Source organism: Acidovorax sp. 100 (assembly GCF_003688355.1).
GTDB lineage: Bacteria > Pseudomonadota > Gammaproteobacteria > Burkholderiales > Burkholderiaceae_C > Acidovorax > Acidovorax delafieldii.
The window spans coordinates 46,057-70,219 of the sequence record NZ_REFD01000002.1 but is presented as its reverse complement, the minus strand read 5'-3'; the positions used below and the strand labels follow the sequence as shown (position 1 = coordinate 70,219).

The window sequence follows — 24,163 nt, the reverse complement described above, 5'->3', positions numbered from 1 at the left end:
GACTATTTTCCCCCCCACAGAGAGGTGAACATGGTGATGAAACGCGGCCTAGCTGGCTTTGGCAAAGGCCCATTGGTCAAGAGGATGGGAATGCGAGACTTGAAAGTCCGTCCACCCGACATGCGTGCGTAGAAGTGCAACGGCGGCAACTCACTCAATACCGGTGGTGGTATCAGATCGGCTTCCTCAGCCGAGGCTTGCTCTTTGTATGACGCGTCGTAGTGCTCGCTGGGATCAGATGCAACGTTATGCCCGTAGCTGACGGACATCGACTGCACTTTGATTTTGGGAATCCCATCCGCGAACAATTGCTGGGTTCTCGGATCTTGAACCCTTAGAGCAATTTTGTTGTTCGTGTTGGCCAGGACCTGAATCGCCTTGTTTTCATCGCCAAGCCGAGCTGCAAAGTCGGCAAAGGTTTGAGTTGCCACAGTGAGTCTGAAACCCGCCCCACGACCTTTGTTGAGCAGCTGGATGGTCGGCGTATTGATCACCTCTGCCGCTTCGTCAACGAACACGTCAATGGGCTTCTTCTTGTCCAGCCCGTAGTTGTAGATGTCGCCCGCAACTGCGGTCATGTCAGCGAGCATCACGGAGCCAATTGCACTGCCAACCGTTGGGTCAGCGAGTGAGTCCAGGCCCATGTACAGAACCATGTTGTTTCGGATGACCTTGGACATATCCAAGACCACCTTTTCACTCCCGGGCTCATGCTTGGGCGATAGCAGCTCTGCAAGAGGATCTGCAGTGAGCATCGACAGAATTGGGATGAGCGAGGCCACCATCTTTTGAAAGTGATCCCGGTTGTGTTCATACGTCGAAATCAGGCCAGCTAAATCAACGTTGGGCCACTCGTGAATCACCACTTCCTTGTAGTAGGCGATGTACGCAAGAAGAACCGCTTCAGGCCCCTTGTTCTTCGCCTTGGAGGTTTTGATATAGCTCGCAGCGCCCTTCTCCCAATTGGGCACTTTCTGGTTGAAGTGAAAGAGGAGGCCCTTTGTCAGGAGATCATCTGGTCCCCCCTCGATGTAGCGACGGAGGCTTACCAAGTTCGGGCGCTCTCCAGTAGCGATCAAGCCCGCACAAATGTCTTGGAGCACTTTCCAGCCGAAAGCAACGAACGCATCGGCACCTGTTTCGGAGGGAATCAATGCAGCCACCCGAGAGGCCAGCTCCGTCTTCCGATTCCAGTTGCGGAGAGGATCGAGACTGACGGACTTGTCTGGATGAGCGGGGTTGAAGTATGCGAACCGCTCTGGCTGACCAAGTGATTCGCAAATCCTCCGGGCGTTGTCCGCGAGTCCCTGGTCGCCCTTGGGGTCAATGATCACCACTGGGCCCCCTCGAAGGATGGCCTGTCCGATGCAGAGGTCAAATAGACGCGTCTTCCCCACCCCGGTAGACCCTACGATGAGGGTGTGACCTTCCAGCAACTCTAGTGGAACAGTGATGTCGTCCTCTTTGTCCAGCCCGTGGAGCCAATAGCTACCGTCCTTGCTGAGCGCCTCTTTGCCCAATGTTTTGGCGACCCCGCTGGCAATCAGCGCATGCATACGCTGGGCCACCATATCGGTCCATTGATACCCATTGCCGAGCCATAACTCGTCACGCTTGATCGCTCCCTTCGATGCCTTCTTCAACCCTTCGATATCAATGAACGTTTTGCCAGTGAAATTTGTTCGGGCCATGTCGGAGTGCCGTGTCCACGCCTTAGCCATCCGGTAAAAGCCCATGAGCGAACAACCGCTTGCTGCAACCGTTGCAAAAGTCGTCGGCAGTGGCAGATACCATGCCGAGACAATGCAAATCCCAACAGCTCCGAACCAACCGAGGGTTTGACCAGCCTCGTAGTTTGGGCGCCAAGGGTTGTCAAAGTCGAAGAGCTGCTCCGCCATGTCAATCCTCAGTGCGCCGCCGACAACGTGCCAGCCGACAGCGGCCGAGCGGCCTCAGGCGTCAGCGTGTCAAACAAACTGTCCACCTTGGTGCGAATCAACTCAATGGTCAATGGACCAGGGCTTGCGTTACCTTCATCATCAATGGAAAGCTGATGCGCCAGCAGTCGCTTGATTTTTTCGTAGCGAGGGTGTGCTTTGGTGACCAAAACACGGTTCAAAGTCTCGCCGCCGTAGCGTGCAGATCGGCTTTTCCAACTGGTGACATTCTTGGCCGGAAAGCGAGTGGCAACGATCCTCGGGGAGCCACTCTCCAGCACGAACACCATGATGTAGCCGCCGTCCTGGGCCGAAGCGTCAGGTACCATGGCACCGACATGTTCTGGGCTCCCGTCAAACATCCACACACGTATCTCCTGTTCACAAACGTGTATTGAGAATATCAACCGGTCCTAGCCAGACCACCCCTAAAAAGCGCGGATTTTCAAGACCTTTCGATTTTTCTGCTCAATCCAGGGGGCTCACGATGCATGTACAGCATCGTCAAGACTTGTCGTCTCGCTCCCCCCCCCCCTGCTTCACGCGTTCTTACCTTGAGCGACCTTTTTACGAGCCAAAAAAAACGAGAACCATGAAAGGTTCTCGTCTTGAAATCACTACGGTAACAAGGCTAGGTGACCGCGTACTTTTCGATGTCCTCACCTCGCGCTAAAGCTTCTTTGATCCAACGCGGCCTTGGACCAACGCCGCCACCCCATGTCTGCCCCTTCTCGTTCCGATATCTAACGGGTCGCGCGCTTGCGCGCCTGGACGTGTTGCGTGGCACAACTTTCACATCTGGGAAGAGATCGGTGGGAGTTAGCTTGTACAGCTCAATAGTCTTGCGAACGTCCTGGATCACATCATCCAGCGCGGCCAATCGGAATTTTTCAATCTTTGCCTCGACCCTCTCTCGCTCTGCGAGGGCCTCAGCCAGTTCTTCGGATGTCATGACGCGTCCTGGTTGCATGCGTGCAATTCCTCCATTGGATTAGGCGCAATTAACTGCAATTCTATTGCACATTTAATTGCATTTCCACTGCTAATTCATCAGCACCCTTTCTCGTCACCAGGGACCGACATCGCTGAAGAAGGGCACCCTTTTGGGCCACGAAGGGCTAAACGTCATGTTTTTGCTTACTTTTCGGCACCCTTTTGGGTTGGCGTGCTACCTAGAATGCCTGTACAGAAGGGCTGTCCTCATAGGGGGCTGATGCCTACGCGAGGCGATGACGGGAAACAAGTGTCTTGCCGAGTTCGCAACATGTAACCGACTAATTTTCGTTGGTGGCTTTTTTCTAGGATGTTGACCGTTTGCCCACCAACGACGATTCGCCTTGACATGACAACTTGCCCAACCACATAATTCGCCATCAATGTGATGTTACGCCCTACCATGAGCCCTCGTTCTACCTATTCGGACACTTCTGGTCTCCAATACCGCCTACGTGCTGCGTCGGCTCTGCTGGGCATCGCTGAGAACACAACCAAGTCATACATCGAGAACTCAGGCATCCATGTTCGCCGAGCAAACGAGGCTGACTCCAAAGCCGTCGCAGTGCGGCTCTTCGATCCAGACACCCTTTTTCAACTCGCTCAGTACCGTCGAGCCAAGGGCTTCGTCAAGACTCCCCAGAAGGGCCCTTACTTCATCGCTGTGGACATCGTTAAGGGTGGCACTGGGAAGACCACCACAGCTGTTGAGATTGCGTTGCACATGCAACTGGCTGGTCTTCGCGTTCTCGCGATAGATTTGGATGCGCAAGCCAACCTCACCCAGTACATGGGTTACGAGGCAGATCTGAACAAGGACGAAATCGAGCCAATGGGCCTGAGTCTCGATGCCGTTGTTGGGAAAACATTTGCCCACACCGTTTCTACTTATGTCGGTCGATCTGCACGAGAGTCGTTTGGTAGCCTGATAAAAATGCCTTTTGGCAAAAATGGGCCTCACCTGATTCCCGCTGATGCAAATCTAGGCGATATTGAATTTGCACTGAGTTCTTCCAAGGGCGCGCGAGAGTTAACCCTGAAAAAACTCTTTTCTGAATCTGCGCGAGGCTTGATTCCAGAGTTGAACGTTTCAGAATATGACGTTGTTGTGATGGATTGTCCACCCAATGTCACTATGACGAGCACTGCCGCGCTGGCTGCTGCAGATCTCGTGGTTGCACCGGTCCGCTTGGACGCTTTCGGTGTCAAGGGTCTAACCCGTTTGATCAATGAAATTGCGCTTCTCCGCGAATCTTACGGAGACGCGATTGTGGCGGATCAAGTCATTCTTGCCACCCATTTCGCCCCACAACTTTCTCGCATCCAGCGGATGCATCAAGCGCTTCAGGCTTATCAGAAAAATCTAGCGCCAGTCTCGATTTCGCTTTCTGAGGATTTACCAAAATCCCTTGAACACTATATTCCGCTGAGTTTGCAGAAGCCATTGAGTCAAGCAAGCCGAGAATACAAGGAATTCAATGATTTCCTACTTCGTCGGCTCATGAACATAGAAGAGCAGCGAGGCAAATAATGAGACGTGCGCCTTTTGCCCCGGTTCAAGATAACCAGGCCGAAACTTCGGTCAAGTCTGAAACGCGGCCCCCAGCATCAAAAAAGCCTGCACCGCCCCCGTTGATCCTTCCAGCGATCACCACACCAGGGGCCGGTGCTTTGGCACGGACGGTAGACGAGCCTGTTGAATCGCCTTCGCCCGTATCAAATCCGGTTGCCGAACAAGCCGACGAGCGAGGCCAGCATCAATCGCTGCCTTCATCAGCCGCAGCCCATGCCTACGAGGTTGTTTACATCAGTGCTCACGACATTGATCCGAATAGGTTCGCGCCACGCGAAATCTATGGCGATAACACCCTCCAAGAACGCGCTGATTCTCTTGAGGCGAATGGCCAGCGAGATCCCATTCATGTAATTCCCAACCCTGCGAAGCCGGGTCGTTTCATCATTGGGGATGGCTGGACTCGGGTTCAGGCCGTCCGAATGAGGGACATTCTCAATCTTCAATTGAAGGCAATCATCCACACGGACAAGTCCGAGGAAGACATTGCCTGGATGGGCTACGCCCAAAACGAAGAACGCGAAGCCCACACCGATTTCGACCGTGCAAAGTTCTACCAAAAGTGGCGAGATCAAGGCTGGACTTGGGAGCAAATTTCCAAGAAAACTGGCATTCCCGTGGGAAGTCTTTCCCAATATGGAAATTACAGCAAACTTGATGTGGATATTCTCCACTATGCCAAACGCCATCCCGAAAAGGTGTCGGTGAATGTTGTCAACCAACTGTGGCGTCTCGTGTCCGCTAAAAAGAGCGCTGAGGCAGCGATATCGTTGTGCAAGACGTTCGTTGATAACGATGAGTCATTCCGTTGGCTCAAGGAACGTGTTGACTCGTTGACGATGGAACAACGGCCTGACCGGAAGAGCAGTCCCGTGAAGTTCCAGCGCCGGTACGAGCATGGGCACTTCAAACAACGGTCGGATGGAAAGATCGAAATCGTGGGCATGATTCCTCCAGATAAATTGGAGCAATTCAACGAAACGATGGACAAGCTGCTGCGCCCTTACTTCGGCTCTGAGGAGCCAAGTAACATCAACACACCCACGGACAATCAGCAGTGACCATCACTCAGGCCACTCAAAACAAAGGACGCTCAGCGTCCTTTGTTGCTTTTTGGGGTTCCGAAATTGGGACTTCATTCAATACGCAGAGACTGCCACTTCCTTTCTGTACGTACAGACCTAACGGGAAAAATGAGTACCAGCCGTTGCCTCATAAGAAGCTGAGTGATTCCCCAACAAATCCAGCACTCGGTTCTATAGGTACAAAACTAAGCGAAGAGCCGCACAACGGAGTAGCCCACTCATCCTCTCTTCTGTACGTACAGAAGATGCTCTGCGCGCCAGCTTCAGCTGCCGATCTTGACTGCATTCAAGCACCCTTCACCTCGCCCAGCGGCATCGCAATCCACTTCTGTACGTACAGAACACCAACCACCCACGAGTACAGACCCTCTGAAATCATGGGCGAAATCAGCGAGCCCTTCTTGCGAGCCCTTCATTTCATCATCTCTTCCAGACCAACACCAAGGGGTGTCGATGGCAGCACTTCTGTACGTACAGAAGCTGAGCGACTAGGAGCCAGGATAACAAGGGGCTTGCCAGGCTGCGCCAATTCAAATTGCCAACAGAGTTCCGCCAAGAAGACCGTGCAGCCAGCCCTCGTCTTTACAGCCCCTCGTTTACTGGGGCTCACGTCAAACGCCTCGCTATGGACACGGGCAGACGTAATTTGTAAATCGAATCTTCAGATCACAACCTTTCCCACAGGCATCTGCGCTTGTAGCATTTCGCAATGGTCTGTCGAATGTCGATCCATGCGCACCCCGGAGAACGCTGTGTTGGCAAGCACAACAGAGCTGGCAACTGCGATTCGTACTGCCAGTGCTACAGACCTTTCGGCACCTCTGTACGTACAGAACAGCCACAGACCCACCAAAGCATCTGTACATACAGAACGGCATTCCAAGCCCGTGGACTGGTCTATAGCGTCCGTGTCGTCACCTCTGTACGTACAGATCATGCGCCGGCACTCCCAAGGCTCTGTACGTACAGAACGACCTGGCAGTCTCAATACCAATGCCCACTGGCAAGGCAACTTGCACTCCACAGTGGGCATCGTTATTTCAGACATTCACCGAGCCCGGTTTCCGCTCCAACGGATTCATCGGCTCACACGCAGCAAGACCCGGATAGCAAAACAGAACCCCGCCATGAGCGGGGTTCTGTGCATCTGGGGTACTTGGAATTGGAGATTGAAGATGACCTAAGAACCGGCCAATAAAAAACCCCGGTAGCTCCAACTACCGGGGTTCTCAGCATCGTGATGGTGATGCTCGAAGCTGCTACTCGTTCCAACAACCGACGCCAATCGGTTTAAGCACAGCCAACTCAGGTACGAATAGTAGTTTTTCCATGCCTCGCCGTCAAGGAGATCGTGTCCTTACGTGGAGACTGCGATGGATAAACTCGCGCCTACAGAAATCCGATACCCATACGCCATTGTTCGGGCGTGCTCGGAGTTGCCTTACCTTTCACCATTCGTGGCAATGCCAGATGGTTTTCTCCGGGTTGTTTTGAAGATTGTTCAAAAAATCAATCTTCGAAATCCTTTTTCAGAAATCTTTGCTTCACGCAAAACGCTTGCGGATGAGGCAGGTAAATCGTTGGATACGGTCCACCGTTCAATCCAATGGCTTGAGCAGAACAACCTCATCGAAAGGGAGCGGAAGGCCCGTGCAGGACTTCGTGGATCACGGTCGCCCCTGGTGCCGACCAAATCCCTCCTGTTGGCGTTGGGCCTGGTGGATGAACGTGGGGTTCCTGTCGAGCCCAAAAAGGCCGCAAAAGCAGCCCCTGCAGGAATGGACGATGGTCAACTCACAACGAGTTCTTCAAACGGTCCAGAACTAACACCAAGCTCCACAACCTCTGCCAAGGAGGAGGGTGGCTACACGCGCATTGGGGCTGTTTGCCTGCCTACAGATCTCATATGGCTCTGCAGTAAGGGCCTATCGCCGTTTGCTGTTCTAGGTCTGATGAAGAGGGCAAGGACTGCTTCACAGCGACTATCGGACGTGGTGCATGCCGCCAAAAAGTACCTGGAAAACCTGAAGGCAAACCAGCTCTACGCCTACCTCCAAACCCTCTTAACCAGCGGTCGGGACTTCTCAGCACCATATCGAGAGGAAGCGAAAAAAGATGAGGAAAAACGCGAAAAGTCCTATCTTTTGGAAAAAGCTGAGATTTATGAAGGCCGTAGATTTACTTCTCGAAAGACAGGCAAGGTCTACCAGGTCGAATCCGGCGTGATCCGCGAAACGGTAAACGGGCAATCACGGGTGACACCGTTCAACAGGGCCTTCCTTGAGGCGCTAGAGGCCGGGAAACTGGTGCAACACAACTAGGAAGTTACACAGGGGTCATGTCGCAGTTCTGCGGCTTCTAGATCAGTAAATAAACAATCTATAGAAATACATGCTACGCATCCTGTGGATAACCTCACTTGCGGGATAGGGCCTGCACATTCAAGACTTGCTAACAGAAACTGGACTCTGGGCGAGATGGGTAGATCCGCAACTTCAGGAGGCCAAGCAGATCCCCGTGTTGATAGGCCTACACTTGGCAAACACAGGAGCCAAAATGTCGAACGAACGCATGGACTACGAAAGCAGAAGGGCCTTGGTCTTCCAGGCAGCGACAGAGATTGCTGAAACTGGCCAAGTTCCCAGCTTGGAAGCCGTCAAACTGAAGGTAGGCGGTGGAAGCTACACGACACTCACCAGAGCGCTTCGTGAGTGGCGCAAAGAAAAGGACCGTCAACAAACGGCAGTGGAAGCTCCGCCAGAAATCGTCTCTGATTTAGCGCAGCGTCTAGCAGGTGACCTGTGGAAGGCAGCAACCGCTGAAGCACAGATGGGCCTAGCAGCAGCTCGTGAAGCCTTGAACCTGGAGAACAAGCGGCTTCAGGAGGAAATGACAGAGGTATTGCGCAGCGCGGATTTAATGGCTACCCAGATGACTGAGATTCAGAGTCGTGCTGAAGAGCTTCAAGCCAAGTTGGAAGAGGCATCACGCGGCCGATCAGATGCTGAAACTCAACTCCAGGTCCAGACGACCAAGGTAGTGAACCTTGAGGAACGAGTCAGTGAATTACGGAAGGAATTAGCTGACGCAAAGAGTGCTTCAACATCCTCCAGTCTGCATGATGAGATTCAAAGTCTACGAGCCCAGCTATCAACCCTCACCGAGCAGAATGCAAAAATCCTGGCCAAGGAGTAACTCAGAGACCTCACTCTGAAGTGATGCTGAAATGACTCTACCGGGAAGTGATCCTATGCTGCGGCTGAAGTGCTACAAGAGGATGAGATTTTACGGTGGGCATTTCCAGGTGACTCTGGGCTGCTACTGGAGTGCCAGTTCAGCTTGAACCCTTCTGAGACTGTAGTTTGTAGGCCTACACTACTACATACACTACACACCAAGCTTGGCCCGATGGATTGTGGGATGGGTGTCGATAAATAGTGCGCCACACCAGGCGTTATGTATGGATGCCCCGCGCAATTGCCCTTGTTGGAAGCAAAGTGGGGAAGTAGGTTTCTGTGCCTCCAGAAACAACAAAACCCCTGTCGGGGTTCTGTGTGTGAGGGATATGGAAATTTGGCCGTGCCGGCGTCAACCAGTTACCGCCCGAGGGGAAGAGACAAAGCCCAGGTATTCTGAGAGAAGTTCAGCGGTAGCCGGTCGGCCGCAAGCCCAGGCTGTGAAGCCCACCAGGTCAAAGGGATAGAGCTTGAACCTTGAGGGGTATTCAGTCGCCAGCGAAGCATTGAGTGACTGAGTGACCCGAAAGCCCTCTGGCTCGTGGTCATCGATTGCCATCCAGTCGTCCATGGTTTGGAACCAGAACTCATCGAATCGGGCATTGGGACTTGACTCAATCATCTGGCGATACATGACCAGCTGCTTGTTGCGGTACTCAAATATCGCGTTGAACCTGTCCATCACCATCGAGGGCGCGGGCGAACGGCCGGATTCGATGTTGTTCCAATGATCGAGGGTCATGTTCGGGAACAGTGATGCGGCCTCATTTGGACTGAGGAACAGGGTGTTCCGCAGCACCTGCAGGTAGACACAGCCTGGCTCAATTCGTTGGTTCATGCTCATGCAAACCTCCATAAATTCGGGTGCTTTCAGCACTCGCAGGGTTGGGACTGGATACCGCTCATGCGGAATTCGAACGGTCGCCATTTGAAAAACACGGCTTTCGCTCGCTTTTCGATTTTTCGGGGCCAAAAATCTGACAGATGAAAGTGCTTTCTGGACACTGCGGGTCAAGGTACCCCATGACCAGAACCATTAACTTTTCATCCATCAACGAAGCTGTCAATCAGGGCTTTGTCGTTGCCGCTCGTAAGGAGTACCAGTCGTACAAAGGGTGCTCCATTTACGGTCACGACAACAGCCAGCGTGGGTTCATTGGTGCCTCCTATGGTTTGAGGGTGGAGATCCCGGAGGACTTCACTTCCAACTTTCTGGGAGTTCGGTCTGACAAGATCTTTGGTCACACAGTCAGCGCCAATGTCCAAGCGCAATGGGGTTCGGTAGGGAAGGGCCAATCCATCCTTGTCTTTGAGCCCCACGTATTTCAAGAGGCGCTGATTTCGGCCCGCGCCTGGACCGACGCATGGTTCCACGCGCACCCCGAAGCGCAAGCCTTGTTCAACGAGTCAATCAATGCTGCCCGCCGTGTGCGTCAGCAAAGTGCTTCGGCCCAGCGCGTCACTGGTTGAAGACCTGGAAATCAGCTTCGTTGTTGAAACCACGCAAAAAATGGTAGCCGTCACGCGTCTCGAAGTAGCGGAACAGCATGCCGGTTTTCCACTGGTCAGGTCGTTGCGGGACGTATTGAGAAAGCACGAGCTTCTCTTCGTCGGAGCCCACTTCCTTGTACCGGATGTGGAACAAATCCTTGTTGTTTTCCAGGATCTCCAGAGCCCCGAGAACCAGGCTGGCCCCTCTGATGGTGGTGCTCTTCGTAGCCAGCCCAACAGTGTCCTTGGCAGTGGCCACCTCTGCGGGGGCCTTACCGATGTGAGTGCTCACAATGCGCCCTTCAGCGATCAGTGTGAAACCTCCCGAGGAGCGTTTCAGACTTTCAATCTGAGCAGCCTTCTCTTGCGAGACCGTGGCGCAACCAGTCAGGCCGATAGCAATAGCAACGATGGCAGCTTTCGCAATTTTCAACATCTTCCCTCCTTCAAAACTGTGAACGTGTTGATGGAGGAAATCCTACCCGAATTGATCGCGAATTGCAATTGAATTGCAATTCAAATGCAATTATTTGAACAATTGAAACAACAAGGAGAGTTACATGTCTTTGATCAGAAGTGCGCTGGTGTTCGCAGCTATGAGCTTTAGCATCGCAGTGGTGATGGAGACCGCATCTGGTACCGAGGGGGCGGTCGAGCGGGTGCTCGGACAGGTGCATTCCTCGATGGACCGTGGTGCACATGTCGTGGTTGGCTTATTGAAGCAGGTTGAACCTGCCCTGGTGAATGTTGCATCGAAATAAATTGGCCATCTCATTCGCTTCGATCATGCGAACGGCAGTGGTTTTGGCTGTCACGGTGTTAGGCACTTCTGCGTTTGCCCGTGATTCAGGGTTAGGCGAAAAGGCTTTGCAGCTGGCCGCCTCAGCAGGGGAGGGCGTCAAGGCAGTTCGGGAGGCCTTCACCAACTCCGCAACTCCAGTCCAGGCGCAAGGGCAGATTGAGGTCGCCTTTTCACCGAATCTGGGTGCTGAAGAGCTGGTGATCCGGGTGACTGACAGCGCGAAGAAGGATCTGCGCGTCATGGCCTATGCATTCACCAGCTCAAAAATCACGTCAGCCCTGATTCGTGCCGCTAAGCGAGGTGTAAACGTCTACCTTCTTGCAGACGAAAAGCAGAATCTCGGGGCAGGGGCTGGGCCCAAGGGCAGGGCTGCGCTCTCAGCCTTGAGCTTGGCCGGGGTTCATGTCCGAGTGGTTGATGCTTACCCCATCTTTCACGACAAGGTTCAAATTAGCGATGGTCGAGTATTGCAGACCGGCAGTTTTAACTACAGTGATGCTGCGGCTAAAAGGAATTCAGAAAACGTGATTGTTCATTGGGACAACCCAGAATTGGCTTCGGCATATGCAGAGCACTTTGCTCGAAACTGGAAGTTGTCAAAAGCTTTCAATCCATCCTTCTGAACTATTGCAATTGAATTGCAATCCTCTACAATTCAAACGTCAATATTTAGGTTGAACAATGACCACTTACCAAGATCTTCTCAAGCAGCGTGATGCACTCGATGCGCAGATCGCTGAGGTACGTAAAGGCGAATTGGCCAATGCGGTTTCGCAAGCTCGGCAGCTCGTTCAAGAGTTCGGCCTGACGGCTCAAGACATCTTCGGCGGGACACGCCAATCCAAGGTCAAGGGCACAACCGTTGCTGCCAAATACCGCGACCCATCTACGGGTGCAACCTGGAGCGGCCGGGGCAAGCCCCCACTCTGGATTGCTGGAAAGGATCGCGCGCAGTTCGCGATTGCTTGACCTGATCAACCTATGACCAGACGCGGCTCAAATAAGCCGCGTTTTGTTTTTGGGGCCTCTGATCACTCCTGATTAGATCAATCGCGCAATTGCTTGAACTTCCGAGAACGGATTTTCGTAATGTCATCGATTTGCTTGCTTTTCAAGGGGTAAATCGAAAGCCGTGCTTTTGATAATTCTCCTGACAACTTCGAAAGAAGTAATTCTCAGGAGGATTGCCTTGAAAGACTTCATCCCTGCTTCTCACCCGGCATCGCTGGAACACCCCAGCACTTGGACGCTCAGTGCGCGTCACTATGTCGGCGAACGTCACCCGCTGATCTCTCTCATCTACCTCGGCCTGGCACTGGGTTCGTTTTTGATGGGTGCTCATCTGCACATGGGCACGCAGGTGGGAGTTGATTCATACCCGGCAATGCTCTGCCTGAGTTTGCTGATGGGTGCAGGGGCCTCGGTGGTGACCTACCTTGAAGCACGCCCCCTCTTTGCGCCTGCGCCCACCGAGTACCTGCGTCTTCTTGACGGACAAAGGCTGCATCCCAAGGCGCAGGGGATAGTGGAAAGCCGCAAGTCAACAAACTCGCTTTTGCGGGGTATAGATCTGTGGTTGGTGCTTGTGATCCAGCTTCGATGGTCGCGGATTGCCTGTGTTTGACTCACCAGAGCCCCCCGAAATGAGTCCTCAAACGAACACACGCCTGAATGTGAGCCATACCCCGTCCATGTTCGAGCTGGGCGGGCTGCTGGTGGATATCGGGGGGGCCTTCGACGGCCCCTGGTCCCCAGACGAACCCGATGATCTCGGTGCGCTGATGCTGAACGAGCATCTTGACCCTGAAGCTCTCCGAAGTGAGTGTGCCGAGTTGGTACGGCGTAACCCTGGCCACTACCTTCGCCTCTTTGGCTCTTTGTGCTTCACCGTTGTCCATGAGCTTGGGGAACTGGAGTGCGGGTCTGATGAAGGATGCGAGCTATGACAGAAGTCCTCTTCGAGGTTCAAGGCAAACCGGTGAAGCCTGGAGATACCCTTTGGGTTCATCCTTCACGCGAGCCCCGCGCCGGCACCCGTGTGAGGGCATTCCGCCCAGCAGTGAGGGGCGAAGCTCTCATGCGTACAGACGATGGCGCCTTGCCCGTTGTGTCCATCGAATGCCTGTCGTGGAGTCCCTGGGCATTGAACCTGGTCGCGGAGGCTCGGAGATCTGCAGGCTCAGGAGAACGGAATCGGCAGGCCGATGCTGTGTGGGCCGACGCCATTGCCTGGGCTGTTGCGAATCCCGAGGATGCTGCACGGATCGCCGCATCCCTCGCCTCGGAACGGGCTGATGGGCTTTGATGACTCGCGATCAATCGCACCGCTGCGGTTGCATCTGGCCGACGCCCCTCTCCTGAGCCCCCATTACAAGGTCCATAGCTTTTCCGAGGATGAGGGGACACTGCGGGTTGGCATGGAGTGCCAAGTAGCACTTGGTGCGTGTCCTCACTGTGGGGTAAAGGGGGCGAAATCATGGGGCCGCAGAGATCAGGTGATAGCTGACCTGCCACGTCGCGGCCGAGCAGTGCAGTTGACCATCACCTTCAAGCGATATCGCTGTTCGTCGCCGAGTTGCCGCAAGACCTTTTCCCAAGCCTTGCCAGCCGTTGCTGACCACCGGGCCATGACCCAGCGCTTATGCCGGTGGGTGTGCGAACAGGCGCTGGACAGAACCTATGTGTCCATCGCTGCCGAGGCTAGGATCGATGAGAAGACGGTGCGTTCTGTGTTCGCGGACCACCTCGCAAAGATGCAGCAACAGGTTCGCACGCTCGCTGCCCCCTGCTTGGCAATCGTTCCGATAACCGCCCTCAATTGCGAACGGTACGTGATCCTGAACACCACGCACGGGATGTTGATCGATGTCTTGGAGCATCGGCAGGAAGTCGGCCTCACGCAAACCCTCAAGACGCTGAAGGGCAGTGAGAAAGTGGGAAGCGTCAGCATCGGATTTGATCCGATCGCACTCGCGGCACTCCAGGCTACTCTGCCTCAGGCCATTCCCTTCATTGATCCTCGGGAGGTACAGGGCGTGCTGATGCAAGGCCTGTTGAAGGCCCGTGCTGTGGTGAGATCGGCCATGACACCTTACTCGTGCCGGAAGATGTCAGGCGACGTGGAACTGCTGGAAGCCTCGGAATGGAGTCTCACTGACGACCAGCGGCTGCGCTTGGAAGGCTGGTTCCAGCAATCTCCAGCCCTCAGAAAGGCCTACGACTTCAAAAGGGCTGTAATGGCCCTGTACGAACCTGCACGGCGGTGCGCAGAGCCCCACCTGGCGGTGAAGGCTATTGAAGTTGCTTGGAGCACTCTAGGGCCCGATATGGCCCATCATTTCAGCGCCTTCCAGCGGTTGTGGGCTCAGTGGGGGCGGTATATCGCCAACGCCTTTGGTCCCATCGAGGGATTGCGGTTTGCCTGGGATGTGGCCACGGTCGGCGAGCTTCAGCAGATTGTGGAGCGCAGCGGACGCGGCAACTCCATCCAGGCGGTCCGCGCGAAGATGCTTTTTCCGCCCAGCGTGCCAGTCTTCTCAATGTCCGTCCCTGGGGCCAGTCTCACCCGCTTGAGAAGGCCACTGAGCCCCAAGTAGATCCCGTCTCAGTGGTTAAACTGAAATCGGAGAACTAACGAGACGGGGGATGCATGGCGTTGATGCAGGAACTATTGGCTTGGACAAAGGGGCTCCAAGCCTGGCAGAGTGACGCCTTGGCGCGCTTGCTGGCAAAGAAAGAGCTTTCGCCCGCTGATCAAGATGACCTTTATGCCCTTCTCAAGGTGGCACATGGCATACCTGATCCAGAGAAACGGGAGCCTTTGCCGCTTGCCGAAGACCAGATTCCGGCGCCGATCCAAGCTGAGACCGAAATCGAGTTGCTGGTCATCAAGAATTTGCGCAACGTCAACGCCATCGCTGAAAACCAGCAATTGGAAGTTGGAGCCAAGGGCTTGACGGTCATCTATGGCTCCAACGGAAGTGGAAAGTCTGGGTACTCGCGGGTCCTCAAGCGTGCCTGCAGGGCTCGCGACCAGTCAGAACAAATCCTCCCCAACGCCAATGTGGCTGGGGCCAAAATGGGTAACGCTCAGGCAACCTTCACCGTATGCGTGAATGGCCAGGTTGATGAATATCTATGGCAGCAAGGCAGGGAGGCGCCCAAGGAGCTGTCGGCCCTGTCGATTTTTGACACTCGGTGTGCGCGTGCCTACCTGGACAGCGAGGACGATTTCGCCTACGTGCCATATGGGCTCGATGTGCTGGATAGCCTGGCCAAGCTGTACCAGCAACTCAAGATCCGCCTTGAAGCCGAACAGCGTGAACATGCTGTAGATCTCCAGGTGTTCGCTCACCTCAAGGGAGAAACGGCAGTCGGAAGGTTGATTGATACCCTCTCAGCAAAGACCGATCCCGAAGCGGTGGAGGGCCTGGCCAACATCACCAATGAGGAGCTTCTACGAAAGCAGACATTGGAGGAAAGCCTCAAAGAGAACAACCCGAAGGAAAAGGCTGTCGCCCTGGGCGTCAAGGCGAAGAGGGTTGATGCCTTGGCGACCCGAGCCGAGGTGCTGGCTGGCGCCCTGGGGCTTGGAGCAATTGCGAAGCTCAAAGGCCTTGTGGATGAGTGCAGAGATGCACAGGCAGCTGCAGCCGTTGCCGCGAAGGCTTTCAAAGAGGGTGAGAAGCTGCTCCCTGGCACAGGAGGGCAGGCCTGGAGAGAGCTTTTTGATGCGGCCAAAAGGTTCGCTCTTGAATCCCATCCTGATTGCGAATTCCCTGACCTTGGGGTGGATGCAGCGTGTCCCTTGTGCCAGCAGCCCTTGGATGCCGGCGCTCAGCGGCTGCAGCGTTTCGAGGCTTTCATCCAAGCGGATGTAGAGCGCACAGCACAGGAGCGCAAAGAGGCCTTGGCCGTGGTTCTCGATCCCTTGGTCAAAATGGATTTGACGTTGAACCTTGATGCGATTACCGAGGCTGAACTGTCAGGACTGGACCCATTGCTGATTCCAGAGTTGCGTGAATTCGAGGGGCGTGTGCAGGCCCGCCATCTCTCCATTCTGAAGTCCGTAGAAACGCTCGACTGGGCGGGTCCAGCAGAAGAACTTATCAACCCTGGCGAGCGATTGCTGAAGCTCGAAATGGCTTTGAACCAGGAGGCTGAGGCGCTGGAACAAGCGGCAGACGAGAATGAGCGAAAAGCCCTTCTGGCTGAACTGAGCGAACTTCAGGCGCGCGAGAAGCTGGGCATGGTCAAAGATGCGGTGTTGGTCACAATCGCGAAACTCGAACATCGATTGAAGCTGACGAGCTGCCTGGCGTCGGTCAGAACCAACGGCATTTCACTCAAGGCGTCAGAACTGGCTGAAAAAGTAGTCTCCAAGGATCTTGAAGCAGCGTTGAACCGAGAGTTCAAGGCTCTGGGCGTTGGAAACCTCAGCGTGTCCCTGCAGAGCCGTGCTGACCGGGGCAGGGCACTTCACAAGCTCAAGCTGCAGCTACCGCAGGTCCGCAACCCTGCAGAGATACTGAGCGAAGGTGAGCAACGCGCCATCGCCATCGGCTCCTTCCTTGCGGAGGTGGGCCTGAGTGGCTCCAAAGGGGGTGTTGTCTTCGATGACCCTGTGTCCTCACTCGACCACAGCAGGCGCGAAAGAGTCGCACGGCGACTTGCCGTTGAGGCGAATCAGCGCCAAGTGATCATCTTCACTCACGACATTTACTTCCTGTGCTTGCTGGTGGAGGAGGCCAAGCAGGTGGGAGCCCCCGTTCTTACCCAGAGCCTCACGAAGCGACCGGAAGGATTCGGTGTTGCAGACCCGGAGCTGCCGTTTGAGGGCAAATCAGCCAGCAAAAGGATCAGCGCCTTGAAAGCCCAGCATCAGACCCTGGCCAAACTCTATCGCGAAGGGAACCAGGCTGAGCACGAGCGGATGACTGTGGACGCTTATTTCCGTCTCAGGATGGCTTGGGAGCGTGCAGTTGAAGAGGTACTGCTGCGCGAGGTCATCTTGAGGTTCCGCAAGGGCATTGAGACGCAGCGCCTACTGGGTGTGAGCGTTGAAGACGATGACTACGCCAAGATTACCGCTGGGATGTCCAAGTGCTCAAACTATGCGCATGACAAGGCCATGATTGGTGGCGTGGCTGTTCCTGAGCCTGACGAACTGCTGGCCGATATTCAAGCCCTAGACGAATGGCGAGCCACTGTCGTGAAGCGATCCGAGGAGACAGTCAAGAAGCGCAAGGCGGGTCCGGTTCCCGTATAGACACAGCGCTGGGCTCAGCCTCACGACAATGGTTCCGATATCGGATTTTGTGGTGGGGCTTCGCTGGAATTATCAGTTCATTTTTTAGACTGAATTGCAGGTTTCGGACGCGTAATGACTTCAGTTTCTATGGCCTGAACAAACTGCCGTATCAGGAGAGCCGTCGCCGTTACATAGGCCCGCGTGAAGTCGTTGAGCTTGTTGCCCTGTTTGTCGTAGCCGTTGCGATGCACGCAGTCGTGACGAAGAAGGATGGCCCTCATCAGGCTGTCCTTGTCCGCCGCAAGAGGCAGTATTCGAATTCCCAGTGCGATCCTATAGAGCACGTCCACCTTAGGTAGGTTGTGATACAGCATATCGCGCAGATATTCACGGGCTTTTGCCTTGGCAAAGTCAGGGGTGGCTTTGATCGCCTCAAGGGTGAATTTCGCATCTGATAGCCCTTCAGCCTCAGCAATGAGGCGATCCTCGGCCTGCTGGTCAGACCCTACCTCCGCAATCAGTGTGTCGCAGAGATAGGCTTCAAGTATCACGATCTGTTGAGTGAAGAGCATCCGGTTGATGTTGGAACTCCCTTCCTCCGTGCCTCTTTCGTTGAGCAAGTCGATGGCTTCGGCGCTTGCTGTCAGAAATGACCGATAGGCGCTGTTTGGGGGCACATACTCCAACCAATTTTCAGGTTCTGGTTCTTCGTGTTGTAGGCCGAAGTCGAAGTCCTCGACCAGGATGTGCTGACCTACATTGGATTCGGTCATGTTTTCCGCGCCTTCTGGGTATTCCCATACCCCCCAGCTCATGAGCCCCAACTCCGGGTGTTCGACCATGGCTTTATGGTGGAAGGCTGGGCCCATTGGGCGTTCGTCGCCGCCTGCGTCTTGCCAGTCAAGTTCGTCGGCCGAAATTGAGTAGACCTCCCCAGTCACGGCGTGGCGCACTCTCGCTGTGCCGTAGCAATAGATTTCCATGAGCAGACTCCCCGCATAGTTGTGACGGGGAATTGTGGCACCTGGCCCGAGGTGTGCAGAGTTAGAAAGTTCGCGCTCTATCGTGCTGCAGGGCGAGGAAGGCGAGGCGCAATCTTGAGAATTTCTGGCCAGCGGGTAACTTCAGGTGCGGCGTACCCAAGCTGGCGAAGAGCCTGAATGGCCGTGACGATGTTGGGCACCACGTAGGCCTTCAGTGCGAGGTCAGGGGCTCCGCAAATGGCGGGCAACGCCGTTTCCCATCCACGAAACATCGGCCACGGAGAAAGCATCTGTTTGCCGTTCTGGTGCATGACGCGAACCCAGCACTGCCCATCAGATCCCCGCAGGAGAGCAACAGAGGAGTTTTGGCGATGCTGCCATGGCCATGGGTGCTCTGGTGGTGGCGGCGGTGGTGGCGGGGCAGGCCTGCGAACGATGTTGAAGCTCGGCGCCCGTTCGCGCAACTCGCGCAGCCTTGCTTCAGCAGCCGCCATGGTTGCATCGTGTTCCGCCTTGAAGCGCGCCATCAGCTCTGCGGTGTTGTTCATGAGCAGTTGACGCTCATCCTCAGTCAGGGGCTTGCCATTCCCGCCTCCAGCTGAGTACGCGGGCAGTCCCAAGGCAGAGGCGCTACCAAATCTCTTGGCAAAGCAGGTGGAGCCCAGCACCAGGATCTGCCCGTTCTCCTCGACAACATGGATGGCCGCATACACGCCGTGTCCGCATCCTGGCTGCATGCATTGAACGCGCTTTTGAGGAAGCACGGCAACGATGGCGAGTAGGCGTGCGGGGCTGCTCATGCTGTGAAAAAACGGACCACAAGCCAGATCGCGACAGGGACGGCCAGGGTTACTGCGGCCAGATTGGTAGCAAGAGCCCAGGTCTGCAGCCTCCGCAGTCGCTGCAGGTCTTTCTCAAGAGCTTTCGTTTTCATCGGTGTTCGAGAAGTTGACTTTTGAACCTACAATTTATTGCAATTTTAATTGCAATTGCAAGTTCAATATTTAGCCTCTCACACACCATGAATGAATCGCTTGCCGCCTGGCAAAAGAACCATGGCTTTACCTACCAGCAGGCAGCAGAGGCTCTAGGGCTGGGCCGTACCATGTTCTGGAACTATCTCAAGCGCGAGAGCTTGCCTCGACTGGTGGGTCTAGCGTGTCAAGGTGTCACTCTCGGGCAGTGCGTGCGCAACATCTCCGTTTGGCACGAGCGCCACAAGCACACCCTGGCTTCCGGCGCCGCAGTTCTGGGTATCAGCCGCGCCAGCTACTCCAAGTACCTGCACATGAGCCCCGAATTGGTACCCCGTACCGTCATGTTGGCCTGTGCCGCGTTGGATGAAGGCCTCGAACCCATTGGAGCAGGGGCAAGCCATGACGGCCGACAGTGACTTCCTGGTGCCCGGTGGGCAGGTTCAAGCCCCAACCCCCGAGGTCATGGGGCGCATCGAGCGCCGGTGGGAAGGCCTGCGCGAACGCGTGGAGGCCAAGCTGCAGACGCTCAAAGGTGTGGATCGCAGGCAGGAATCCCGGCTCCTCGACCAAGCGGCCAAGGCCGGCACCGCGGCCAAGCGGGTGACATGGCTGCGCAAGGCGGCTGATAGTGTCACGGGCAGTGCTGCGCCGTTGGCGGCATGCCGCAAGGGGTGCTCACATTGCTGCCATATCGCCGTGATGATCTCCAGAGCCGAGGCGCTGGTCATCGCCAAGGAAACTGGGGCGCCACTGAACCCTTTGGCAGGGAAGTACACCATGGCCAACGTGGAAGAGGACAGCGAGAGCTACAAGGCGGCAACGCAGGTAGCGTTTGGCAAGCCCTGTACCTTCCTGAGGGATGACGGCTGCGGGATCTACTCAAGCCGCCCCCTTCAGTGCAGACTTCTCCTGAACATGGATGAAGACGCGTTGTTGTGCCAGCTCGTGGAGGGCGGCACCATCAACGTCCCCTACCTGAACACCCAGGAACACCACGTCGATTCGGTTGTCATCCTTGGGGCTCACCAGGACTACGACGACATCAGGAACTGGTTCCCGAAGACTGAGCTACCGTGAGCCAGACCGTGCCGCGCAGTCATCTCGTGCTGCTCTATTCGTGGGCGGCGAGCAACTTCCATGTGCTGGTACCGAAACGGCGCGGCACTGGCTACCTGTCCGTTCCCTACGGGCATCACCCCATTCCTGGCCTTGACGCCATTGCGGATCGCGCTGGTGTCGATGTGACGGGGCTCGATGGGGCTCTTTGCTTCGAGTGTGGAGGCCGGGTCTTCCACGGCAACGAAAGCCTGCGTTCAGCTTTTGTCGCCCAAGTGGTCCCTGCGCTTGAGGGGCACTACGGTATGGCATCCCGCGAGGTCACAGAGGCTGACTTCTGGCGGTTGCACCCCCTTTTCAGCCGGGGACGCTGACTGGGAAAAGGCAGCTGCGGCTGCCTGCATCTCGACCGAGGCAAGACCAGCCTGGCCCAGGGGCGCCGTTCAGCGGGGGGCCATCATCAAAAAAAGCTAAACGTCACGTTTTCGCTTGCTTTTCGCCACCGTTTGCAGGTGGGGCGTCCACGAGAATTGTGAACAACAAATTTATATAGCGCATTTTTTCTGGTTGCGCATTCGACTAAAAATGATTTCTCTAGATATTGTCGATGTGATGTCTTTGATCACCGTTCCTGTGGCCTATTTGCATTGCAAGCTGGGCTTTAGCAAGAGGTTGGAGGACTCATTTTTTGTTCGACGCGAGGCTCTAATTATTTTGATTGGAATGTCTCTTTTGTCAATTATTGCCAATGGCTTGCTTCACAAAATTGTTGCGTTGGTTGCGTCAATACTTATTTTCTCGATCTACGGTTCTTATTATCAAAACCGGTTCATGAAAAATACGCGAGATAAGAGCTGAGCCCCCTTTCACGGGGGCGCGAAAATTGACCTCCAGACGCTGATTCCATGGCAACCGCCCTGAAACACTCGGATCTTTGCAAGCTAGCGGTGACTTGGCTCAAACGCCCATTTTCTCGCGGAGGCCACGGCTGCACAGTCGCCATTGACGAGTGCCGTACTGGCTGGAGCGGTGAGATCCCCGATGCCGTGGGCTACAGATACTCCGGAATGCAGGACACGTCCATGGATGGAACTGTCCTGGTCGAGTGCAAGGTCTCTCGCTCGGACTTCCTGGCAGACAAGGCCAAGCCTCACAGGCACGCGGGTGGCATCGGTAACTGGCGCTACTACATGGCTCCCGAGGGGCTCATCTCGCCAGAGGAGTTGCCTAAGAAGTGGGGCCTGGTGGAGGTGAACGCCCGTGGGCATCTGAAGACCCGAGTCGGCGCGTACACGGATTCCAACTACGAACTGCAGCGCCAGCGTCTCGCCGCGATGCGACATGAATCGGAGACGGCGCGCGAGTTCTTCCTCTTGGTTCGCATGTTCGACAGGATCTGCGACCCAGAAAAGTTCGTGGACATGGGCAAGGAGCGAAACCGCCTTGCCTTCCGGGTGACCGACCTCCAGCAGGAGCTTCGCCTCGCTGAGCGGAAATCTGAAACGCTTGAAGTGCAGATCTTCAACCTGCGCGATGAGCTGGCCCGCTATCGAGGCATGCATGGCGAATTGCCGCCTATGCAGGCCTCGCCCCTTTTTTTAACCCCAACCTGAAAGGCTCCCATGAAGAAACTCACCGTCAACGATCTGCCCAACCTGAGCGAGAGCGACAAGGGCATCGTTTTCAACTACTTTGGCGCACTGGGCAGTATTGCGCGCCGTCGCAAGCAAGCATTTGCTCTGGCGATCTTTGGCTGCTTCGTCATCGGTCTGTCCTATTTCATTGACAGCGCTGCAGCAGACATCACGAGCGAGTACGCGTGGATTCCCGCCCTGCAATGGGTTACCAAGGTACTCCCTGCCATTGCCTTCCCTGCGCTGGCATTCATGAGCCTGTGGGGAGCAAGCTCCCAGCAGCGTGCAGCCGGTGGCCTTGAGCACCAGTTGGCAGCTCGCGGCCTGGATGTGTCGGGTCTCTCCGAGGCTGATGTGGCCAAACACGTCGCAATGCCGGTTTGAGCATCAAGGATTAAGAGACATCTGTAACTGACATAGAAGCCGGGGACTCGAAGGTATGCCAATCAAGGCGAAATTATTTCTGTTGGCCGTTTTTATTGGCCTTGCCTGTGTGGTGGCAACTCTCTACGAAAGCCATCAAAAACAGGTCAAAGTTGATGCTGCTGTAAGTCGAGCCCCGGCCCTTATCAAAGAGGATTTCTTGAGGTGGTCAGGCATTAGCTCGGTCGATGGTGAGGCCTTGCAGTGGATTGGGGCCGACAGCGAAATCCTGTACGTTCAGCGAGATTACTCGGGATTGAATTTCGAGTCGATGTCTTTTCGGAACTGGCTTGTCTGGGCCAAAACACCTGCAGGGCGCATCTACAAGGTTCACTATTGGATTGACGGTGATGCGACCTTGCATTCCAAATCGCAACCCATGCCTGGTAGTCAGGCTTCTCTTGTCGATGTGCTGGTTAAAGAGGGGCAGGTTGACCTTATCCGCAAGCTTGGTTTGCCCTTGAAGGCTGGCTAAGTTCAAGTGCTGTTTGAACGAATGAAGTAGGAGTGCATATGGCAGGAAAAACCACTGGAGACAATGCAGCGCAATCTGTTTTATCGACTCAGGATGAGTCGGATGCAGAGATATTCCTTTACTTGCCGATTTATCCTGCTGTGGTAACGCTTTGTATTGGCCTGGCTCTTGCTATTCTTTCTTTTATGGGGTTTTATACCTATGGCCTAGCATTTGAGCCTTTGTTATTTGCCTGTGCCTTTTTTGGGGGGGGTGTCCGCGATGATGCTTTATTTCAGCTATCTCGCTATTCGGAGTATTATCTCCCCTCTTGGTGATAAGGGTCTTGAGTTTGTGGAGAGATTTAATTTCAACGAATCGGGTAAGGCTGTGCTGCGCCCAATTGCACAGAAGAAGAAACCCGTTACCGAATTCGATTTAAGCATGGCCCTTCGTGCGCACTTTCGCCAGGAAAACGAAACAAAAGCAAAGGTAATCGACAACCTCCGCAAGAAAGCAATGAGCCGTTTCACAAATGGCATTGAGGAAGTGTGACGATGGTGAAGAGAGTTAAGGCTGAACGGGTCAAGGCATCAGAAAAAAGGCGGTTCCTGGGGCTGACTGATGGCCAGATCGGGTTCGCGGTAGTGTTTGCTCTCTGGCTTTTGCTGGCCAGCACATTTGCCGACCTTTCCCTTCTGACAGAAGGGTTCAAGCGGTAAGGCCACGCCTCTAATTTGCGGGTGGATCACGCGCTGATCCATGTGCTCTCACCAAGGGTTCGCGACTTGCAAAATAATTGCCATGGCAAACTTTTTGCAGATAGAATTTCTGCCATGGCAAAGAGAGTCGGCAACCCGGTCAATCCAATTCCGGTGGATGTCCACAACGCACTGCAGAGCATGGCTGATCGCGCCACCGTAGCGCGCAAGGCGCGAAGCCTGACTCAGGCCGACCTGGCGCGTTTATCCAATGTGGGGCTCAGCACCATCTCATCCATTGAAGCGGGGCACGATGGCGTCACGCTTGCCAGCTTGCTCAAGGTGCTCTCGGCACTGGACTTGCTGGATCAGGCGGACCAGATTTTCTGCTTGGAAAAAGACCCGGCCCTCGTTGAGTACGGGCGGGAGAAACTGTCGAAATGGGGAAGAGGCCGCAGGTGACGGTCCATCTTCCAATACTGGATTTTGAGGGGCAGCATGCTTGAGCTTTGGACTATTTACGACAGCCCGATAGATCTCCCCGGTCGCTTCGTGGCCCGCAAGTGGG

Annotated in this window: 29 protein-coding genes; 22 read left to right on the top strand and 7 right to left on the bottom strand. The window is 55.0% G+C overall.

The features are described 5' to 3' along the window. Window positions 1-2: 2 nt before the first annotated feature. The 3 genes from traD to C8C96_RS23905 all read right to left on the bottom strand — a co-directional run bounded on the left by traD (window position 3) and on the right by C8C96_RS23905 (window position 2,889). Complete coding sequence (traD, locus tag C8C96_RS23915; protein WP_121944214.1) at window positions 3-1,898, bottom strand: conjugative transfer system coupling protein TraD; 1,896 nt, start codon at window positions 1,896-1,898, stop codon at window positions 3-5. 8 nt (window positions 1,899-1,906) lie between these two features. Next, complete coding sequence (locus tag C8C96_RS23910) at window positions 1,907-2,266, bottom strand: hypothetical protein (protein WP_147455727.1); 360 nt, start codon at window positions 2,264-2,266, stop codon at window positions 1,907-1,909. A 302-nt stretch (window positions 2,267-2,568) separates the two neighbouring features. Then, window positions 2,569-2,889, bottom strand: a complete 321-nt coding sequence (locus C8C96_RS23905; protein WP_158605796.1) for an H-NS family nucleoid-associated regulatory protein — start codon at window positions 2,887-2,889, stop codon at window positions 2,569-2,571. Window positions 2,890-3,333: 444 nt separating this feature from the next. On the opposite strand from C8C96_RS23905, the gene C8C96_RS23900 reads away from it, so the two are divergent. The 4 genes from C8C96_RS23900 (at window position 3,334) to C8C96_RS23885 (ending at window position 8,783) form a co-directional block, all read left to right on the top strand. Continuing rightward, window positions 3,334-4,461 (top strand): ParA family protein, encoded by a 1,128-nt coding sequence (locus C8C96_RS23900; protein ID WP_233584371.1) that lies wholly within the window; start codon window positions 3,334-3,336, stop codon window positions 4,459-4,461. Then, window positions 4,461-5,564: a ParB N-terminal domain-containing protein gene (locus C8C96_RS23895; RefSeq protein WP_121944210.1), complete on the top strand. Its 1,104-nt coding sequence runs from the start codon at window positions 4,461-4,463 to the stop codon at window positions 5,562-5,564. Before C8C96_RS23900 ends, C8C96_RS23895 begins: the two co-directional genes overlap by 1 nt. Window positions 5,565-6,961: 1,397 nt before the next feature. Then, window positions 6,962-7,909, top strand: a complete 948-nt coding sequence (locus C8C96_RS24750) for a hypothetical protein (RefSeq protein WP_147455726.1) — start codon at window positions 6,962-6,964, stop codon at window positions 7,907-7,909. A gap of 235 nt (window positions 7,910-8,144) precedes the next feature. After that, window positions 8,145-8,783, top strand: a complete 639-nt coding sequence (locus C8C96_RS23885; RefSeq protein ID WP_121944208.1) for a DNA-binding protein — start codon at window positions 8,145-8,147, stop codon at window positions 8,781-8,783. 393 nt (window positions 8,784-9,176) lie between these two features. Here C8C96_RS23885 and C8C96_RS23880 read toward each other — a convergent pair whose 3' ends face one another. Further along, window positions 9,177-9,668: a DUF1870 family protein gene (locus C8C96_RS23880; protein ID WP_158605795.1), complete on the bottom strand. Its 492-nt coding sequence runs from the start codon at window positions 9,666-9,668 to the stop codon at window positions 9,177-9,179. Window positions 9,669-9,847: 179 nt separating this feature from the next. Between C8C96_RS23880 and C8C96_RS23875 the strand changes: the two genes are divergently transcribed. Further along, window positions 9,848-10,294, top strand: a complete 447-nt coding sequence (locus C8C96_RS23875) for a hypothetical protein (RefSeq protein WP_121944206.1) — start codon at window positions 9,848-9,850, stop codon at window positions 10,292-10,294. Here C8C96_RS23875 and C8C96_RS23870 read toward each other — a convergent pair. Continuing rightward, window positions 10,284-10,751 (bottom strand): hypothetical protein, encoded by a 468-nt coding sequence (locus C8C96_RS23870; protein ID WP_121944205.1) that lies wholly within the window; start codon window positions 10,749-10,751, stop codon window positions 10,284-10,286. The two genes, C8C96_RS23875 and C8C96_RS23870, sit on opposite strands and share 11 nt — an antisense overlap. Window positions 10,752-10,875: 124 nt before the next feature. Between C8C96_RS23870 and C8C96_RS23865 the strand changes: the two genes are divergently transcribed. From C8C96_RS23865 to C8C96_RS23835, 6 genes are all read left to right on the top strand, one after another. Further along, the gene (locus C8C96_RS23865) at window positions 10,876-11,076 is read left to right on the top strand and encodes a hypothetical protein (RefSeq protein ID WP_121944204.1); all 201 of its coding nucleotides are present in this window, start codon (window positions 10,876-10,878) and stop codon (window positions 11,074-11,076) included. A 1-nt stretch (window position 11,077) separates the two neighbouring features. Then, window positions 11,078-11,740, top strand: coding sequence for a phospholipase D family protein (locus C8C96_RS23860; protein WP_158605794.1), 663 nt, complete (start codon window positions 11,078-11,080; stop codon window positions 11,738-11,740). Window positions 11,741-11,798: 58 nt separating this feature from the next. Continuing rightward, the gene (locus C8C96_RS23855) at window positions 11,799-12,086 is read left to right on the top strand and encodes an H-NS family nucleoid-associated regulatory protein (RefSeq protein WP_121944202.1); all 288 of its coding nucleotides are present in this window, start codon (window positions 11,799-11,801) and stop codon (window positions 12,084-12,086) included. 220 nt (window positions 12,087-12,306) lie between these two features. Beyond that, on the top strand, window positions 12,307-12,741 hold the full coding sequence (locus C8C96_RS23850) for a hypothetical protein (RefSeq protein WP_147455723.1): 435 nt from the start codon (window positions 12,307-12,309) through the stop codon (window positions 12,739-12,741). Window positions 12,742-13,321: 580 nt separating this feature from the next. Next, the gene (locus tag C8C96_RS23840) at window positions 13,322-14,713 is read left to right on the top strand and encodes a transposase (RefSeq protein WP_121944199.1); all 1,392 of its coding nucleotides are present in this window, start codon (window positions 13,322-13,324) and stop codon (window positions 14,711-14,713) included. 53 nt (window positions 14,714-14,766) lie between these two features. After that, window positions 14,767-17,385 (top strand): AAA family ATPase, encoded by a 2,619-nt coding sequence (locus tag C8C96_RS23835; RefSeq protein WP_121944198.1) that lies wholly within the window; start codon window positions 14,767-14,769, stop codon window positions 17,383-17,385. Between the two features lie 77 nt (window positions 17,386-17,462). Here the strand turns inward: C8C96_RS23835 and C8C96_RS23830 are convergent, their stop codons facing one another. Further along, window positions 17,463-18,350: a hypothetical protein gene (locus tag C8C96_RS23830; protein ID WP_121944197.1), complete on the bottom strand. Its 888-nt coding sequence runs from the start codon at window positions 18,348-18,350 to the stop codon at window positions 17,463-17,465. 77 nt (window positions 18,351-18,427) lie between these two features. Then, the gene (locus C8C96_RS24740) at window positions 18,428-19,150 is read right to left on the bottom strand and encodes a hypothetical protein (protein ID WP_147455721.1); all 723 of its coding nucleotides are present in this window, start codon (window positions 19,148-19,150) and stop codon (window positions 18,428-18,430) included. A gap of 221 nt (window positions 19,151-19,371) precedes the next feature. Between C8C96_RS24740 and C8C96_RS23825 the strand changes: the two genes are divergently transcribed. From C8C96_RS23825 to C8C96_RS23785, 11 genes are all read left to right on the top strand, one after another. After that, window positions 19,372-19,743: a hypothetical protein gene (locus C8C96_RS23825; protein WP_121944196.1), complete on the top strand. Its 372-nt coding sequence runs from the start codon at window positions 19,372-19,374 to the stop codon at window positions 19,741-19,743. Beyond that, window positions 19,727-20,404: a YkgJ family cysteine cluster protein gene (locus C8C96_RS23820; protein ID WP_158605792.1), complete on the top strand. Its 678-nt coding sequence runs from the start codon at window positions 19,727-19,729 to the stop codon at window positions 20,402-20,404. Before C8C96_RS23825 ends, C8C96_RS23820 begins: the two co-directional genes overlap by 17 nt. After that, entirely contained in the window at window positions 20,401-20,757 is a 357-nt protein-coding gene (locus C8C96_RS23815) for a hypothetical protein (protein WP_121944194.1), read from the top strand. The genes C8C96_RS23820 and C8C96_RS23815 overlap by 4 nt, the downstream gene beginning before the upstream one ends. 238 nt (window positions 20,758-20,995) lie before the next feature. Then, entirely contained in the window at window positions 20,996-21,241 is a 246-nt protein-coding gene (locus tag C8C96_RS23810) for a hypothetical protein (RefSeq protein ID WP_147455720.1), read from the top strand. A gap of 47 nt (window positions 21,242-21,288) precedes the next feature. Continuing rightward, entirely contained in the window at window positions 21,289-21,996 is a 708-nt protein-coding gene (locus C8C96_RS23805; protein ID WP_121944192.1) for an adenylosuccinate synthase, read from the top strand. A 9-nt stretch (window positions 21,997-22,005) separates the two neighbouring features. Then, window positions 22,006-22,401 (top strand): hypothetical protein, encoded by a 396-nt coding sequence (locus C8C96_RS23800; protein WP_121944191.1) that lies wholly within the window; start codon window positions 22,006-22,008, stop codon window positions 22,399-22,401. 55 nt (window positions 22,402-22,456) lie between these two features. Next, a complete protein-coding gene (locus tag C8C96_RS23795) occupies window positions 22,457-22,915 on the top strand; it encodes a hypothetical protein (protein ID WP_121944190.1) in 459 nt (152 codons plus the stop codon). 38 nt (window positions 22,916-22,953) lie between these two features. Next, window positions 22,954-23,232: a hypothetical protein gene (locus C8C96_RS24735; RefSeq protein WP_147455719.1), complete on the top strand. Its 279-nt coding sequence runs from the start codon at window positions 22,954-22,956 to the stop codon at window positions 23,230-23,232. Window positions 23,233-23,248: 16 nt separating this feature from the next. Then, window positions 23,249-23,449, top strand: a complete 201-nt coding sequence (locus C8C96_RS23790; RefSeq protein WP_158605791.1) for a hypothetical protein — start codon at window positions 23,249-23,251, stop codon at window positions 23,447-23,449. A 2-nt stretch (window positions 23,450-23,451) separates the two neighbouring features. Continuing rightward, window positions 23,452-23,616 (top strand): hypothetical protein, encoded by a 165-nt coding sequence (locus tag C8C96_RS24935; RefSeq protein WP_158605790.1) that lies wholly within the window; start codon window positions 23,452-23,454, stop codon window positions 23,614-23,616. Window positions 23,617-23,730: 114 nt separating this feature from the next. Next, window positions 23,731-24,057: a helix-turn-helix domain-containing protein gene (locus C8C96_RS23785; protein WP_121944188.1), complete on the top strand. Its 327-nt coding sequence runs from the start codon at window positions 23,731-23,733 to the stop codon at window positions 24,055-24,057. Window positions 24,058-24,163: the final 106 nt, after the last annotated feature.

Bases quoted from the DNA above. Each gene is read 5' to 3' on its own strand.
- C8C96_RS23880 (WP_158605795.1), bottom strand. From the start codon at position 9,668: ATGAGCATGAACCAACGAATTGAGCCAGGCTGTGTCTACCTGCAGGTG.
- C8C96_RS23875 (WP_121944206.1), top strand. From the start codon at position 9,848: ATGACCAGAACCATTAACTTTTCATCCATCAACGAAGCTGTCAATCAG.
- C8C96_RS23840 (WP_121944199.1), top strand. From the start codon at position 13,322: ATGCTGTGTGGGCCGACGCCATTGCCTGGGCTGTTGCGAATCCCGAGG.
- C8C96_RS24735 (WP_147455719.1), top strand. From the start codon at position 22,954: ATGGCAGGAAAAACCACTGGAGACAATGCAGCGCAATCTGTTTTATCG.
- C8C96_RS24750 (WP_147455726.1), top strand. From the start codon at position 6,962: ATGGATAAACTCGCGCCTACAGAAATCCGATACCCATACGCCATTGTT.
- traD (WP_121944214.1), bottom strand. From the start codon at position 1,898: ATGGCGGAGCAGCTCTTCGACTTTGACAACCCTTGGCGCCCAAACTAC.
- C8C96_RS23805 (WP_121944192.1), top strand. From the start codon at position 21,289: ATGGCAACCGCCCTGAAACACTCGGATCTTTGCAAGCTAGCGGTGACT.
- C8C96_RS24740 (WP_147455721.1), bottom strand. From the start codon at position 19,150: ATGAGCAGCCCCGCACGCCTACTCGCCATCGTTGCCGTGCTTCCTCAA.
- C8C96_RS23905 (WP_158605796.1), bottom strand. From the start codon at position 2,889: ATGACATCCGAAGAACTGGCTGAGGCCCTCGCAGAGCGAGAGAGGGTC.
- C8C96_RS23785 (WP_121944188.1), top strand. From the start codon at position 23,731: ATGGCAAAGAGAGTCGGCAACCCGGTCAATCCAATTCCGGTGGATGTC.
- C8C96_RS23855 (WP_121944202.1), top strand. From the start codon at position 11,799: ATGACCACTTACCAAGATCTTCTCAAGCAGCGTGATGCACTCGATGCG.
- C8C96_RS23865 (WP_121944204.1), top strand. From the start codon at position 10,876: ATGTCTTTGATCAGAAGTGCGCTGGTGTTCGCAGCTATGAGCTTTAGC.
- C8C96_RS23895 (WP_121944210.1), top strand. From the start codon at position 4,461: ATGAGACGTGCGCCTTTTGCCCCGGTTCAAGATAACCAGGCCGAAACT.
- C8C96_RS23810 (WP_147455720.1), top strand. From the start codon at position 20,996: ATGTCTTTGATCACCGTTCCTGTGGCCTATTTGCATTGCAAGCTGGGC.
- C8C96_RS23825 (WP_121944196.1), top strand. From the start codon at position 19,372: ATGAATGAATCGCTTGCCGCCTGGCAAAAGAACCATGGCTTTACCTAC.
- C8C96_RS23795 (WP_121944190.1), top strand. From the start codon at position 22,457: ATGCCAATCAAGGCGAAATTATTTCTGTTGGCCGTTTTTATTGGCCTT.
- C8C96_RS23900 (WP_233584371.1), top strand. From the start codon at position 3,334: ATGAGCCCTCGTTCTACCTATTCGGACACTTCTGGTCTCCAATACCGC.
- C8C96_RS23835 (WP_121944198.1), top strand. From the start codon at position 14,767: ATGGCGTTGATGCAGGAACTATTGGCTTGGACAAAGGGGCTCCAAGCC.
- C8C96_RS23830 (WP_121944197.1), bottom strand. From the start codon at position 18,350: ATGGAAATCTATTGCTACGGCACAGCGAGAGTGCGCCACGCCGTGACT.
- C8C96_RS23910 (WP_147455727.1), bottom strand. From the start codon at position 2,266: ATGGTACCTGACGCTTCGGCCCAGGACGGCGGCTACATCATGGTGTTC.
- C8C96_RS23800 (WP_121944191.1), top strand. From the start codon at position 22,006: ATGAAGAAACTCACCGTCAACGATCTGCCCAACCTGAGCGAGAGCGAC.
- C8C96_RS24935 (WP_158605790.1), top strand. From the start codon at position 23,452: ATGGTGAAGAGAGTTAAGGCTGAACGGGTCAAGGCATCAGAAAAAAGG.
- C8C96_RS23820 (WP_158605792.1), top strand. From the start codon at position 19,727: ATGACGGCCGACAGTGACTTCCTGGTGCCCGGTGGGCAGGTTCAAGCC.
- C8C96_RS23885 (WP_121944208.1), top strand. From the start codon at position 8,145: ATGTCGAACGAACGCATGGACTACGAAAGCAGAAGGGCCTTGGTCTTC.
- C8C96_RS23870 (WP_121944205.1), bottom strand. From the start codon at position 10,751: ATGTTGAAAATTGCGAAAGCTGCCATCGTTGCTATTGCTATCGGCCTG.